The organism is Bacteroides sp. AR20, assembly GCF_964250605.1.
Taxonomy (GTDB): domain Bacteria; phylum Bacteroidota; class Bacteroidia; order Bacteroidales; family Bacteroidaceae; genus Bacteroides; species Bacteroides uniformis.
Genome location: NZ_CAXUGK010000015.1, coordinates 15268 through 31444, shown reverse-complemented (window position 1 = coordinate 31444; position 16177 = coordinate 15268). Strand labels below are relative to the sequence as shown.

Here is a 16177-nt window from a genome sequence, read left to right as displayed (position 1 = left end):
TTGTCATTTCAGTCTGGTATCAATCTCAAACCCCATACGGCTGTTATGATAGGGACAGTTCCACATACTTGCTTTAGGTTCCTTGTAGCGGGGAGTCCCATCTTCCAGCACGGTTCTGAACCATTCGCCATACTCCTTGTCTATCATCCGGGACTTGATGAAATTCCAGGTGCGGACGGCACTGTCCAGATAAGATTGTTCACCAGTCAGTTGCCAGGCATTGATACAGCCGACCACAGTTTCCGCTTGGCACCACCAGGAAGCGTCCTTCCTGATTTTGTCCTTATGTCGTTCATACATCATAGCTCCCATCGGGTTGATGCCCTCCTTCAAGGAAGCATCTGCAAGTTCCAATGCTACCTTCCTGCACCTCCCGATAACCTCCGGGTCACCCAGAGCCTCTGCAGCTTCCGTCAGCAGCCAAGAAGTTTCGATATCATGCCCGTAAGAGTCGATGTCATCCAGATTGTTCCAGTTCGAATCACAGTATAATATCAGGTGATGTGTTTGTGAGTTATACAGTTTGGTTGTTATCAAGTTTATCACTTTTGCAAGGCGCTCGCGAAGGCCGTCATCTTTCCATACTTTATATAACGCTGTGTATGCCTCCAATACGTGGATATGGGTATTCATTGTTTTGGCAGCAACGCCGTCTCCGTCATACCCCAGCTTTTGGGGAGTTCCCCATTCGCGGGTAAAGGATTCTATATAACCGTCGTTTACGGGATCTTTGACTTTGCTCTCCATTATCCGGTAAAGCTCTATGGCTCTTTGCAGGCTTTCATTGTTGCCCGTTGCCCTGAAATGCTCGGACAACCCATAGATAGCATAAGAGCAGCCGTAAGTCTGCTTGTTCGTATCCAATGGGGTACCGTCCGCTTTTATCAGCCAATATACGCCTCCATACTGCGAATCAATGAAGTGGTCTATGAAATACCGTTGCGCCCTGTCAGCCAATTTACGGTAGGCAGTATCGCCATACATCCGGTAGGCGGTTGAAAAAGTCCAAAGGATGCGGGCATTCAGTACACCACCTTTGGGAGCATCCGCTATCGGGGCACCGTCACGTCCCAATGAACCATAAAAGCCTCCGGAAGAATCTACGCTGTATCTTTCCCAAAAAGAGAGGATATTCTCTTTCAAGTCCGAGGTTATTTCATCTTTTAAAACCTTGTCTACGTGTGACTGTGCTTGCAGGAAAGGTGTAACCAGCAACCATACTGTAATCAGCAAAAAAACGGAAAACATACGTTTCATAATATAGCGATTTAAGGAATTAATCATAGTTACATTGCAAATGTACAAAAAAACAAGTTGCCACTACTCACTACCATCCTTTTTCAATGGATACAATTGGTTCCGATAAAGGCTGTTTTTGGGTACTGAGTCCTTGTTTTACCAGACATCAGCTTTTATTAGCTCAAACGTTGGTATCTGGCAGTTCAAACACCATTGTATGACAAATATAACAATGAATATCATAAAAATAGAGGAAAAAGACACATTTCATAACGTTATTGGCTACAAACAAAAGCCATCCGTTTCCTTTTTAGTCCGTATATTAGTAGAAAATTTCGTAACTCAAAAATAGATACTATGAGAAAGAAACATTTCCTATTTGCATCAGTCTTGGCACTGCTTTGCGGCAGCAGTACGCTGCATGCGCAAGACTTCAAGCTGACATCCTCCGGTTATTTCAAGAACCAGGGAGTCGACGTCATGGCTTTTGATGATATCTATCCCGAAGGACACCAAGGAGGGGTATGTATCATCATGAACGGACACCGTGTGGCGACGAATGGAGATATCCGTCTGGAAGCCACACCCGGACAATGGCAACCCGTACCGAAACAGCTCGACCGGAAGCTCGGTGACAACAGCATCACCGCCACGCTGTGCTATCCCGACTCCTCACGCCATCTCACCGGATTCAACCCGATGATTTACCCGGACCTCCACCTTATATATACGGTAAACGTGGAAAGCAAAGGTAAAAACATAGAGGTGACCGTAGATCTTGACCGCCCCATTCCCCAGGAATTCATCGGAAAAGTGGGCTTCAACCTTGAATTCTTCCCGGGTTCCCTCTTCGGCAAGCCCTGGATTATGGACGGTCAGAGCGGCATCTTCCCGCAACAGCCCAACTCCCCCCTGATGACAACCCAGCCCAACTATCTGCATACAGGAAACTACCATGACGGCAAAAAATCGCTGGCAGACATGGACAAACTGATAGGAAAAGGTTACAGCCCGATTGTGGCAGACGACATCATCAGCGAACCTTATGCCAAAGGAACCAAGTTCACCTCCCGGCCCGATGACCCTTACAACAAAGTTACCATCGAATCATTGAGCGGTGACCTGCAACTGTTTGACGGGCGTATGAACCACAACAACGGCTGGTTCGTACTGCGCAGCAACATAAAACCGGGTGTCACCAAAGGTGCCGTCAAATGGATTATCACTCCGAACGTAGTGGCCGACTGGATGTATCAGCCGGTTATCCAGACTTCACAGATAGGTTATCATCCCACTCAGGACAAGGAAGCCGTCATCGAAATGGATATACGTGACAACAGAAAGGAAACGGCACAAATCATCCGCATTGATGCCGACGGCGAAAAGGTTGTCAAGAACGTCACTCCTGCCAACTGGGGTAAATTCTTGAGGTATAACTATCTGAAAGTAAACTTCACAGATGTAAAGGAACCGGGGCTTTATAAGATTAAATACAATACCTCCGTGTCTCCCATCTTCCGCATCGACAATGACGTATATGCCCGTGGCGTATGGCAACCCGTACTGGAATACTTCCTTCCCGTACAGATGTGCCACATGCGCGTCAACGAGAAATATCGCGTATGGCACGACTGCTGCCACATGGACGATGCCCAGATGGCACCGGCACACAATCATATCGACGGCTACGACCAGAAAGAGGGCCTTTCCAAGTTCAAACCGGGTGAAGTGGTTCCCGGAGTGAACATAGGCGGCTGGCACGATGCCGGAGACTTTGACCTCCGCATCGAATCCCAAGCCGGAGAATCCTATATCCTGGCACTGGCCTACGAAGCTTTCCGTCCGAATCTCGACGTGACTTCCATCGACCAAATCAACCGCGTGACGGAAATTCACCAGCCCGACGGCAAGAATGACCTGCTGCAACAAGTAGAGAACGGCGCCCTTACGGTAGTCAATGGCTACTTGGCACTGGGACGTCTCTACCGAGGAATCATCTGCAACGACCTGCGCCAGTACGTACTTCTGGGTGATGCCGCCGCCATGACCGACGGGAAAATCGGTAATGAAGACGACCGCTGGATATTTACGGAGGATAACCCCGGACGGGAACTGTCGACAGCTGCCCAGCTGGCTGCCGTATCACGTGTATTGAAAGGTTTCAATGATACATTGAGTGTGCATTGCCTCGACATTGCCCGCAAAGTATATGCTTCTACCGGAAGCGGCAACAACAGAGCCTTGTTCCCCAAAGTGCAGGCAGCCGTAGAGCTGTACCTCACCACCGGCGAACAACCCTATATGGACTTCATTCTGGACAACCAGGAGCTCATCATCAAGCAGATAGGCCGCATCGGCTGGTACACGGCACGTGTGGAAAAACTGTTCGCACAGATGAAGAACAAGAAAGCCAAAGCCTTTTCAGCAGCTTTCCGCAAAGCTTTGACCGGATATGAACAAGAACTGAACAAACAAGTGCAGGAGACTCCCTATGGCGTTCCCTACCGTCCGAACATCTGGGGTGCAGGCTGGGATATACAGCGTTTCGGCTTCCAGCACTACTTCCTGACAACCGCCTATCCGGAAATATTCCCGAAAGCACCGGTATTCAATGCCCTCAACTTCATCCTCGGATGCCACCCGGGCTCCAACCAGGCTTCCTTCGCCTCGGGTGTCGGCGCACAATCGGCCACTGTGGGCTACGGACTGAACCGCGCAGACTGGTCGTACATTCCCGGTGGGGTCATTTCCGGCACGGCGCTTATCCGTCCCGACTTCCCGGAACTCCTCACGTTCCCGTTCCTCTGGCAGCAAACTGAGTATGTGCTGGGAGGAGGTTCATCCCACTATATGTTCCTGGTACTTGCAGCAGAACAGTTGCTGAAACAATAAGAAAGACAGAGGGGGGAACAAAACCCTCTGGATGTTTTCTTTTAGGCGCGGATTACACGGATTTCACGGATTTAGTTTACTGCATCCGTGTGATTCCGCGTAACCCGCGCCTAATATTATAGTATAATGAAAGTGTTTATACACTTTTCGTTCTTTCACCAATTATCCGTACGGAACGGAATAGTGGGTAGTTCGTTCCCGCCAATCATTGTACCGACCTGGAAATCACGGAAACAATAGCGCACGGCAACGGGATTGGGCACCTTTTCCGAAGAAATCACGACCTCATTCGTCTGCCAGTGCAGCCATACTTTGTCGGCAGGATGGAACACACGGTCCTCACCCGCCACTTCGAAACCGCGAAGGTCATAGTTGCGACAGATACCCATTTCCAAATGGTCGAAGGAAACCCATGCTTCACTGCCTTTAGCAGTCCATGACTTATATTGTGGGCCGAAACAGTGTATCTGCTTCAATCCATAGGTAAGGTTCAATGCCAGATAGCTCAAGCGTTGACCTACCTTTGTCTTGTTGCGGGGATGGATATTGTATATCTCATAAGGCTCTACAAGGTCGTTTGTCGAAATCATACCACTGTTCGGAATCAGGCTTTGGGCACGGAATTGCGCTTCACGTAGGTAAGCAGCTTTCTCTTGCTGGGTACCTCCATAGGCGTACGGCGCTATTTCGGCAAAGTAGAAAGGCAATTCGCCCAGTCCCCATTCTTTGCGCCACAGCTGCACCATATCGGCCAGACGCTCGGCGTATGTTTCATGACGGCCTACGTTAGACTCGCCCTGATACCAGATGAATCCCTTTATGGTATAGTTCTGAAGCGGCTTCAGCATGGCATTGTACATCAGCATGGGGCGGAGCATGGGATGCAGGCGTTCGATGGAATCGGGGTTGAGAGATATGTCTGGATAGTTTTCCAGCAGTTCACGGCTTATCCAACCTTCTACAGTGGATCCACCGTAAGCGCTACAGATGATGCCGACCGGAATCCGGAGGGCACGGCTCAACGAAGTGGCAAAATAGTAGGCCGTCGCACTGAAATCGGGTGCGGTTTCTATGGAAGATATGTTCCAGCTACCTTTGCAGTCGGTTTGCGGTTCATAAGTCTGGTGCTTGGGAACGGTGAACATACGCACCCCCTTGTTCTCGGCAGAAGCTATGATGTCATCCGCTCCGTTCATGATGCAACAGCCGGCAAAACCTTTCAGGGGCATTTCCATATTGCTCTGGCCGGAAGCAAGCCATACTTCACCGATTAGGATATTCTTCAACGTAGTTTTTTCTCCGTCATCAAAAGTTATCTCATAAGGCGTGTATCCTGCTGCCGGAGTCTCCACGGCAAGCAGCCAACGGCCATCCTTATCGGCACGGCAAGTCATTGTCTGTCCGTTCCACGAAGGCGTGACGCGTACTTCGGCTTCCGGAGCAGCCGTTCCCCACAGTTTCACTTCAGTCTGCTGCTGCAGTATCATGTTGTCGCCTACCAGTGCAGGCAGTTTTACTTTAGCGCCCAGCGAGGCGGCGCAGCATAATAGAATCAATGCAAGAGTCTTACTTTTCATGGTATATTTGTGTTTAATACTATACTCGGAATCAATAACGTGAGCAAAAATAAGGCTTTTTTGCTCACGTTCTCCGTTTCATGTGCAAAAAGTGGGTGTTTTTGCACATGTGCTCAAACAAAATTATACATTGATGTATTATACATTGATGTATAATTTGTATATTTGTCATTAAATCAAGAACAGAAAGCTTATGAAATCACCTTTTCAATACGGCACACTGGTTGATAAAGAAAGTTTCGTCAATCGGGTAGAAGAACGAAAGCAACTGAAAGAATTGCTTGGATCGGGCATCAACGTAATGCTTATTTCACCGCGCCGATGGGGAAAATCGTCGCTTGTAAAAGTAGCTATGGACGAACTGACACAAGAAGACAAGCATATCCGTGTCTGCTTCATTGATGCATTCAGCATCAAGACGGAAGCTGAATTCTACCGCATCTTTGCGCGAGAAGTCATTTCTTGCGCCGCCTCCACCCTTGAAAAGAGGCTTGAAGATGTGAAACAGTTTCTTAAAGCCGTTTCTCCCAGTATCACATTGAAGAGCGACCCAACCGATACCCTCTCCTTTGACCTGAAATTGGAACTGGAAGAAAAAAGTGTCATGGAGATACTGGAACTACCCGAAAAGATAGCAGCTGCCAAAGGCATACACCTGATTGTCTGCATCGACGAGTTCCAACAACTGGCACTACTACCCGGCTACAAAAGTATGGAGGGAAAAATGCGCTCTGCCTGGCAGAAGCAGCAACAAGTTTCCTATTGCTTTTACGGAAGCAAGCGGCATATGATGATGGACATCTTCAACAATTCTTCTAACCCCTTCTACCGCTTCGGACAAGTACTGTTCCTGCAAAAGATAAAGAAAGAGGAATGGGTGCCCTTCATCGTCAATGCCTTCCACCGGACGAACAAAGAAATCAGCGAACAGCAAGCAGAACAACTGTGCGACATCGTGAAATGCCATTCGTGGTATTTGCAACAGTTGTGCTATTTCATCTGGAGCGGTACGTCTGAAAAAGTGACAGATGAGATTATCGAAATCCGTACCCGCCAACTGATAGACACCAACATGCCTATGTTCATGAACGACACCGAGAACCTGACTGCTGCCCAAACTGCCATGCTTCGTGCTGTAGCCGATGGTGAATACCGCTTCAACTCCATCCCCGTAGTGCGGAAATATGAATTGGGCAGTGCACAGACCATCACACGCAACAAGCGTATGCTGACAGAACGTGATTTCATTGAGAAAGAAGGAAACAAGTATGCTTTCTCCGACCCTATATTCGAGCTTTGGTTCAGAAGGGAGTATTGCTAAATGCGAGAAAGGGCGTGAGCAGGAAGTGATGCTTCCTGCTCACGCCAACAACTAAAGTTTCATAGACATTAAAATGCTTCTTCCTTGTAACTCATACATAGTAGACTCTATTAAGACCATCTTAGTACTTATTCCACTCATGCACAGGTTTCTATCCTATGATTATCAAACAGCCTCTGGCCTTGAGAATCTATATATTCAGTATGTACATATACATATACATCTGCATTCTCCAAATCCACTTCTTTCAACTCTGATAAAGAATATTCAAGTTCAATAGAGGCATGCATTTTCTCCGTTATCACAACCGGATTAAATGACTTACAACTATATGCATGATTCACTTTCGTAAACTCATTTAGTAACTTAGGATGGTAAAGATTAATATGGCTATTGATTATTACTGCATTTTGCCAGTTCTTATTTACATAGGTAACCACAATACGTATCATATCATCCCTGATTATTCCATCACAAGCAATCAATGCTATTTTTGTTTTCTTTTCTATATATTTACGATAAAATGGGATTCCAGCAACAATTGCTGATATGACTATAGACAAAATAGAAATTACTAAAGATGCTATTTCCATACAAATTCTTTTTCTAATTCTTCATTCCATTTCTATAATATTTAAAGTTCTCCATGTTTCACTATTCTTATAACGTTCTTTACATCCTTTAGGTACATATATAACAAGTTCACCATTTGTCCTATAAAAAGTTCTCTTTTCAATAAAAGGAGGCTCCTCTCTATTTATATATATTTTCGTAAGATTTGTACAACCGGTAAAAGCATTGTCGCCAATACCAGCAATACTTTTGGGCAAAAGCATAGAAGTCAAACTAGTACATTCCCAAAATGCATTATCATCTATAAAAGTAATATTATCTGAAAAATTAATATCAGTCAAACTATTACATCCCCAAAATCCTGCCTCTCCTAACATTGTAATGGAATTCGGCATATTAATAACCCTCAAATTTTGACAAGAATAAAAAGCAAATGGACTTATAGTCTGAATACCATCAGGTATAGTTATTTCATCTTTTAATCTTGGACATGCTATTAATTCAGACACACTTTTATCATATAGCACACCATCTATTGACGTAAAACAAGCACTATTTACATCTACATCAATAAATGATAATCCAGATAGAAATTTAAATATCCCATACGGTATAGTGACTGTTTCTGATGGAATATTTAATTTCTCTTGATAAATACAATCATAAAAAGCATATTCATTTATTTCTTTTACTGTATTAGGTATATTAATAATTTTCTTTCCTGCGGCAGGATAATAGATTAAGGTTTCCTGCTTTTTATCACACAGCATACCATCTATCGAAGCATACCAACGATTCTCTGAATCAACATTGATTGAAACCAATTTATAACAGCGATTGAATGCCAATTTATCAATAAAAGAAACGTTCCTAGGTATATTTACAGAAATCAAACCGCATGCGCTAAAAGATTCCCAACCAATACTTCTACAGTCATCTGGAATGGAAATATTTTCTAATTTTTCTGAAAAGAAAAATGCTTGAGCTTCTATTTTCTTTGTATTAAAAGGTAAATATATAGAAATGAGATTAGTGTGAGAAAAACAACCTCCAGGAATTATATTATCTATATTTACACTACTACCATATTGAGAATAATTTGTTCCACCCGAACAGATAGTAGCTTGAGCAATATCCAATTCTCTTAATTGCCCTAATGTTGGATTTCCGTAATAATCTATTCCAGCCATCTCGCGAATAAGACGCAAATCAGTACCATTTATAAAACCACTTATCTCCAGATGAGTTATTAAGTTCGCCTCCACATTTAATAATTTCTTTAGTGTACCTGCTTTTTCAACATACACCTTAACATGTTTTTCTTCTATTTGTTTTGCTTCTTGAATAATCCGAATAGTATCAGCTAAAGTACTCTCTATAGAAGTAAAAACAATGTTCCCAACTCTAGATTTTACTTCTGAATTTTCTTCAATATGAAAAAAGAGCCTATCTTGTTTAAAACTTTTAGTTACTACATTTTGCACTAACTTTATCCATTGAGAGTTTTCTTCATCAATATGTATATTATAATTGACATTAGTTTCTACTGATATTTCTATAGTCTCTCCTTTTGCTGTAATATCGTATTCCTTTTGCGACAACAATATCGCATCTTTCTGCACCTGGACAATCTTCAACGTATCTGCCACAGATTTATCATTCCTATCATAATAGATAATTTCGGCCTCCCTCTTGTCATAAGTTTCATTCGAGGCAATCGTATAATAAAGCGTATGGCTGGAAACACTTCTCGTTACGGTTGTGGTAATCCAATCTACCTGCGGCATTTTCACATCAAAGTCAAAATTGCTGTTCAGTTCTACGGTAATTTGTTCTCCTTTATCAGAAACGGTATATTCATTCTTAGTCAACAATAAAATGCCTCCTCCTGTCTGATACACCTTCAAGACTTCCTCCAATTCACCGCTTCGGAAGATGATTTCTCCTTCGCGCTTGTCATATTCCTCGCTCTTGCTGATGTAAAACTTCCGCATAGTTCTATCCATGTCAGTTCTTGTAGCAGATTCGTGCATTTGATTATATCCTTTGTCGCCCATAATTATTTGCCCGGAGCCAGAACCTTCACGTATCCAGCTTTGATATTGCTCTGGAATAACAACTTCATAAGTAACATTTGCCTTTACCTCCACCTGGATTTCTCCTCCGTTCTTATCTACTTCAAACTTTGCAGTAGTCAGAGTGATGGCATCTTTCTGTTTCTGCGTTACTACGATACTCTTAGTCAAATCACCGGCTGCCAAGTTCAATACCACGTTACGGTCATCGACTCCTTCATTTCTTATTACTTTAACTAAGACTTGGTTTTCTCCGGCTTTTCCCTTATTGGGGAACACCGTACACCAGCTGACATCACCGCCTGACTGTGAAACATTTATCGACCAATCTTTATTGGTTGTAAAAGAAAGAATCGCTTCGCCACTATCCGAAGTGAAATCCAAGCTTTTAGTAAAGTAAATCTCACTATCAGGGTTAGGGATAATCTCTGCCGGAGCATCATCATCCGAACAACTGCTCAAAGCGGTCAACAGGCACAAGACTGCCATTGAGTACAACAAACGCACATAGATGGAACTTTTAGAATTCACTTTAAATAGAATCATAACCAGATAGTATTAGTCCTCGCGTTCCTCCGAGAATATAAAAAAAGACAGCGTGGAACTGCGTGCTATTCATCGTCTTTGAAGGTCCTAGGAAAACCCGATACACAAATGAACAAACAGCAGACCCACGCCGAAACCAGCGTAGGAATCCTCTGTACCATTCTTGTGTATCTTGAAAATTTCCTAGGTTCTCAAAGACAAGAATGAAGCACAACGCTTCTTACAATATCATTTCACAAAACATTGAAGCTAAGGACACTTCCTTGCTTCGATGGCAAATTTAACGATAAAGAATGAAAACAAGAAAAAGATTGGAAAGTATTTTTAAGGCTGATACCTACAGAAGATAAATATGATTTTGTCATTCTGACACTTTGTATTTTCTATCGCACGAGAATCCCGTATTTCCGACCGATTATCCACACAGAAAGAAATACGAGAGCGAAAATCCATAAGTGTCAAGTTATAAGCATTATACCAAAACGAACGTCCTTCCAATAAATCGAAATCACACCTCCGAAAGCCCTGATACACCGAAAATGCAAAAGCAAAAGAACGTTTTACTAAAACAGAGTAACCGTTTTACTAAAACGCAATACCCCTTTTAGTAAAAAGCAATCACCCTTTTAGCTTAAAGGTGTAGCCAATTTCTGCATAAAAGCCCTACAAAAGCGGAAGAATATGCAAGAAGAACGCATCTTTATGACCCCAATATCCACAATATATCCTAAATTCGTCCTTCTGCCCAACCATGTGCGGCAGAGAAATCTACAGAAACATTACTTTTTGTCAAAAATATAAGGATATTACTGCCTTTCAGCACCTTTTATAACAACCCATGCAGTTCCCACGCCCACACATGCCGTATTCCTTCATTGGATGGCAGACAGAAATCATCAAGCGAAACAACCAGTTTCTCATAATTATCTTGTATCGACTCCAACGAAGCATACTCACGACGCATCGTCTGCTCGTCAACCAACATATAAGTGGATTGCAGATAAACCGTGCGGTCGCCTTTCCGTGCCACGAAATCCACTTCCTTCTCTTTGGCACATCCGGTATAGACATCATAGCCTGCCCTGAGTAACTCCAGATAGACAAGATTCTCCAGTTTATAACCCACACCATAGGCTGTTCCGGGATAGAGGAAATTCTTAAAGGCAAGGTCGTTGATGTAATATTTCGCCGTACCGGACAGTATTTCCTTTCCGCGCAAGTCAAAGCGTTCACAACGATACGCCAAGAACGAGTCTTCGATATAGCCTATGTAGGCAGCCACAGCATCATAGCTCGTCTTCCGGCCCTGGCTCTTGAAATAGTTCACGATGTTGCCGATGGACACTAAATTAGAGGCATTGCCTACAAGAAACGCAAAAAGGTCCTCAAGCAGTCGGGGGTCACGTATGCTGTAGCGTTGGATGATGTCCTTCAGCAAGATGGTGTCCTTCAAGGCAGACAAGTAATTGCGCTGCACCTCCTGCTTTTCGGGCAAGACAAAAAGTTCCGGGATTCCGCCCGTATTCATATAGCCCATATAGCTCTCACGGTTCTGTTCCAGATGCCTTATCTCTGTATACTCCTGATAGCTGAAGGGATATATCGGAAATTGGACGTATCGCCCGGAAAGCAGCGTGGCAAGCTCACCGGACAGCATCCGTGAGTTGGAGCCACTGATAAAGAGCTCGTACTCCTCGGTATAGTCCTGCGAATAAGAATTGACCGACTTTTCCCATTCTTCGATGAGCTGCACTTCGTCGATGAAAATATATATCCTTCCCTGAGGGTGCAGTTCGCTTTTATAAAGCGCCACCAACTCTTCCAAATCCTTGTGAATCTTCAAGAAAGCAAAGTCGCTCAGTTCCCGGTTGATGAACAAGGTGTTCTGCGGAGGGACACCGTTTCTTATCAGTTCCCTTGCTATCTGTCTCAACACATAACTTTTTCCGGTACGCCGCTGACCGATAAGCACCTTTACAAGACGATTACCTACGTAGTCCATGATTCTGCCGGTATAAGCTACCCGCATGAAACCGAAGTCAAAATCTCCTTCTGTCCAGAGATTGTACTTCCTAAGTATATCCATTCTTTCGTCCATAACCTAAACTTTAGTTGCAAAGATAACAATTTTCGGTTATAAACGGACATTTCCATCAATTCTTTCGTCCATAACCTAAAAAGTTTGCAAAAAAGGCAAGAATTTCGATTATAAACGAAAGATTCATTTAGACAAGCAAGGAGGATACTTCCTTTCCGCATCCCCCTTTATCGGCCGGATATTCCCTCTATAGAATCATCATTATTGCATCTATACTTCCACCGTGCTGCATCTATAGATGCAGCAAATCCCTTAACCTATCCTAATAATGCTGCTTATTGTCACCTATTTAGAAGCGAAATCATTATATTTGCGCCCATATATGCCAATACGTTGACTAAGCGATGGCAAAACAGCTTGTAAAAAACAAAACTGAATAATAACGAATTTCATCCGAATGAAACAGTACAAAACCGTAAACAACCTTGTAGGCTGGATTACCTTCCTCATTGCAGCGACGGTCTACTGCATGACCATCGAACCTACTGCAAGCTTTTGGGACTGCCCGGAGTTCATCACCACCGGCTATAAGCTGGAAGTAGGACACCCGCCCGGCGCACCGTTCTTCATGCTGGTAGCCAACCTATTCTCACAATTTGCTTCCGATGCCTCCACCGTTGCCAAGATGGTGAACTACATGAGCGCGCTGATGAGCGGCGCATGTATCCTGTTCCTTTTCTGGAGCATCACGCACCTGGTACGCAAACTTGTGGTGACAGACGAAAACAATATCACACGCGGACAGATGGTCACCATCATGGGTAGCGGTCTGGTGGGCGCACTTGCCTACACGTTCAGCGATACCTTCTGGTTCAGCGCTGTGGAAGGCGAGGTGTATGCCTTCTCCTCACTGTTCACTGCCGTCGTATTCTGGCTCATACTGAAATGGGAGGACGTTGCCAACGAGCCTCACAGTGATCGCTGGCTGATTCTCATTGCCTACCTGACCGGTCTGAGTATCGGCGTGCACTTGCTGAACCTGCTCTGCCTGCCCGCCATCGTACTGGTATACTACTACAAGAAAGTACCCAACGCCAATGCCCGAGGCTCCCTGCTGGCATTGCTCGCTTCGGGCATACTGGTAGCAGCCGTACTCTACGGCATCGTGCCGGGTATCGTGAAAGTGGGCGGCTGGTTCGAACTGCTCTTCGTCAACACGCTGGGCATGTCCTTCAACACGGGTGTCATCGTATATATCATCCTGTTGGCAGCCTGCCTCATCTGGGGTATCTACGAAAGCTATACCGAACGCAACAAGGCACGTATGGCACTCTCGTTCATACTCACCATCGCCATGCTGGGTATCCCGTTCTACGGACACGGTACCAGCTCGGTAGTTATCGGTGTCATTGTCATTGCCGCATTGTGGCTCTACCTCCGTCCGAAGACGCAGGCAGCCGTCAAAGAGAAATTCCGCGTATCGGCACGCACGCTGAACACCTCGCTGCTCTGCACCATGATGATTGTCATCGGATATTCCTCGTATGCACTTATCGTCATCCGCTCCACCGCCAACACGCCGATGGACCAGAACTCTCCGGAAGACATCTTCACACTGGGCGAATACCTGGGACGCGAGCAGTATGGCACACGCCCGCTGTTCTATGGCCCTGCCTTCTCCTCGCAAGTGGCACTGGACGTGAAAGACGGTTACTGCGAACCGCGCATCAAGTACAACGGCACGAAGTTCATCCGCAAGGAGAAAGCTACGCCCGACGAAAAGGATTCGTACATCGAAATCCCCGGACGCATTGAGTACGAATACGCCCAGAACATGCTGTTCCCGCGTATGTACAGCAGTGCCCATACACAACAATACCATGCCTGGCAGGACATCAAGGGTTACGATGTGCCCTATGACAAATGCGGCAACATGATTATGGTAAACATGCCCACACAGTGGGAAAACATCAAGTTCTTCTTCTCCTACCAGCTCAACTGGATGTACTGGCGCTACTTCATGTGGAACTTCGCCGGACGCCAGAACGACATACAAGGCAGCGGAGAAATTGAACACGGCAACTGGATTACCGGTATCCCGTTCATCGACAACTGGCTGGTGGGCGACCAGAGCCTCTTGCCTCAGGAACTGAAAGACAACAAGGGACACAACGTATTCTACTGCCTACCCCTGCTGCTGGGTATCATCGGCCTGCTATGGCAAGCCTACCGTGGGCAGAAAGGCATCCAGCAATTCTGGGTGGTCTTCTTCCTCTTCTTCATGACCGGTATTGCCATCGTGCTCTACCTGAACCAGACTCCGAGCCAACCGCGCGAACGTGACTATGCCTACGCCGGTTCGTTCTACGCCTTCGCCATCTGGATTGGTATGGGTGTGGCAGGACTCGTCCGTCTGCTTCAAGACTATGCCAAGATGAAGGAACTGCCTGCTGCCGCCATCGTTTCCGTAGCCTGCCTCTTTGTCCCCGTGCAGATGGCAAGCCAGACTTGGGACGACCACGACCGCAGCGACCGCTACATGGCACGCGACTTCGGCCAGAACTACCTGATGTCCCTGCAAGAAAGCGGCAACCCGATTATCTATACCAATGGTGACAACGATACCTTCCCCCTCTGGTACAACCAGGAGACCGAAGGTTTCCGTACCGACGCCCGTACCTGCAACCTCTCGTACCTGCAGACCGATTGGTACATCGACCAGATGAAGCGCCCCGCCTACGACAGTCCTTCTCTCCCCATCACCTGGGACCGTATGGAGTACGTAGAAGGCACCAACGAATACGTCCCCATCCAGCCTGAGTACAAGAAAAGCATCGACCAGCTCTATGCCGAAGCCGAGAAGCAGGCACTGGACGGTAATCCCGAAGCACTAGTCAATGTAAAGAAAGAATTCGGTGACAACCCGTATGAGCTAAAGAATATCCTCAAGAACTGGGTGCGCAACAAGAATCAGGACTTGAAGGTGATTCCTACCGACAGCATTGTCATCAAGGTAGACAAGGAAGCCGTGCGCCGCAGCGGCATGATGATACCGGGCGACTCAATCCCCGACTACATGCACATTTCGCTGAAAGGCAAACGCGCCCTCTACAAGAGCGAGTTGATGATGCTCGAAATGCTGAGCGAGGCCAACTGGGAACGCCCCATCTATATCGCTGTCAGCGTAGGCAGGGAGAACCAGCTGAACATGGAGAACCACTTCGTTCAGGAAGGTCTTGCCTATCGTTTCACTCCGTTCGACACCAGTAAGACGGGCGTGACAATAGACTCCGAAAAGATGTACGACAACCTGATGAACAAGTTCAAGTTCGGTGGCATCGACAAGCCGGGCATCTATATCGACGAGAACGCCATGCGCATGTGTCACTCTCACCGTCGCATCTTCTCCCAACTCGTGCAGCAGCTGATGCGTGAGGGCAAGAAAGACAAGGCAAAAGCCGCCCTGGACTATGCCGAAAAGATGATTCCCGCCTACAACGTGCCTTACGACTGGCAGAACGGTGCCGTACAGATGGCGGAAGCCTACTACCAACTGGGCGAAACCGCCAAGGCGGACGAGATGATGAAAGCCCTTGCTGACAAGGCTGTAGAGTACCTGACCTGGTATCTGAGCCTGGACGACAACCGCTTCATGATTTCTACCCGTGAATTTGAATACCACTGGGCTGTACTCGATGCCGAGGTGAAGGCCATGAAGAAGTACAACTCCAAGCTCGCCGAAATCTACGAGCCGAAGGTGGAAGAACTGTATAATATGTATGTGGACAGAATGAAGGAGTGAGAATAAGGATTAGGGATTAAGGATTAAAGGATTAGGGATTAGCCTGTGCAGTTCATCACTAATCATTAATAACTAATCCTTAACCCCTAATCCTTAATCCTTAACCCCTAATCC

8 protein-coding genes are annotated in these 16177 nt (G+C 45.8%); 3 read left to right on the top strand and 5 right to left on the bottom strand.

Annotated features, from left to right (window positions below; translation table 11 throughout):
* Positions 1–3: 3 nt before the first annotated feature.
* A complete protein-coding gene (locus ACESTD_RS09420; RefSeq protein WP_373158824.1) occupies positions 4–1257 on the bottom strand; it encodes an AGE family epimerase/isomerase in 1254 nt (417 codons plus the stop codon).
* A 339-nt stretch (positions 1258–1596) separates the two neighbouring features.
* Between ACESTD_RS09420 and ACESTD_RS09415 the strand changes: the two genes are divergently transcribed.
* Positions 1597–4131 carry a glycoside hydrolase family 9 protein gene (locus ACESTD_RS09415; RefSeq protein WP_118132256.1) on the top strand — a complete coding sequence of 845 codons (2535 nt, stop codon included), beginning with the start codon at positions 1597–1599 and terminating at the stop codon, positions 4129–4131.
* Positions 4132–4286: 155 nt separating this feature from the next.
* Here ACESTD_RS09415 and ACESTD_RS09410 read toward each other — a convergent pair whose 3' ends face one another.
* Positions 4287–5708: a sialate O-acetylesterase gene (locus tag ACESTD_RS09410; RefSeq protein WP_373158823.1), complete on the bottom strand. Its 1422-nt coding sequence runs from the start codon at positions 5706–5708 to the stop codon at positions 4287–4289.
* A 193-nt stretch (positions 5709–5901) separates the two neighbouring features.
* Between ACESTD_RS09410 and ACESTD_RS09405 the strand changes: the two genes are divergently transcribed.
* Entirely contained in the window at positions 5902–7029 is a 1128-nt protein-coding gene (locus tag ACESTD_RS09405) for an ATP-binding protein (protein ID WP_008662419.1), read from the top strand.
* A gap of 137 nt (positions 7030–7166) precedes the next feature.
* Here the strand turns inward: ACESTD_RS09405 and ACESTD_RS09400 are convergent, their stop codons facing one another.
* From ACESTD_RS09400 to ACESTD_RS09390, 3 genes are all read right to left on the bottom strand, one after another.
* On the bottom strand, positions 7167–7622 hold the full coding sequence (locus tag ACESTD_RS09400) for a hypothetical protein (RefSeq protein ID WP_227239123.1): 456 nt from the start codon (positions 7620–7622) through the stop codon (positions 7167–7169).
* Positions 7623–7643: 21 nt separating this feature from the next.
* Positions 7644–10223 carry a leucine-rich repeat protein gene (locus tag ACESTD_RS09395; RefSeq protein WP_373158822.1) on the bottom strand — a complete coding sequence of 860 codons (2580 nt, stop codon included), beginning with the start codon at positions 10221–10223 and terminating at the stop codon, positions 7644–7646.
* Positions 10224–11049: 826 nt separating this feature from the next.
* Entirely contained in the window at positions 11050–12321 is a 1272-nt protein-coding gene (locus ACESTD_RS09390) for an ATP-binding protein (protein WP_008662391.1), read from the bottom strand.
* Between the two features lie 397 nt (positions 12322–12718).
* Between ACESTD_RS09390 and ACESTD_RS09385 the strand changes: the two genes are divergently transcribed.
* The gene (locus ACESTD_RS09385; RefSeq protein ID WP_005831023.1) at positions 12719–16063 is read left to right on the top strand and encodes a DUF2723 domain-containing protein; all 3345 of its coding nucleotides are present in this window, start codon (positions 12719–12721) and stop codon (positions 16061–16063) included.
* Positions 16064–16177: the final 114 nt, after the last annotated feature.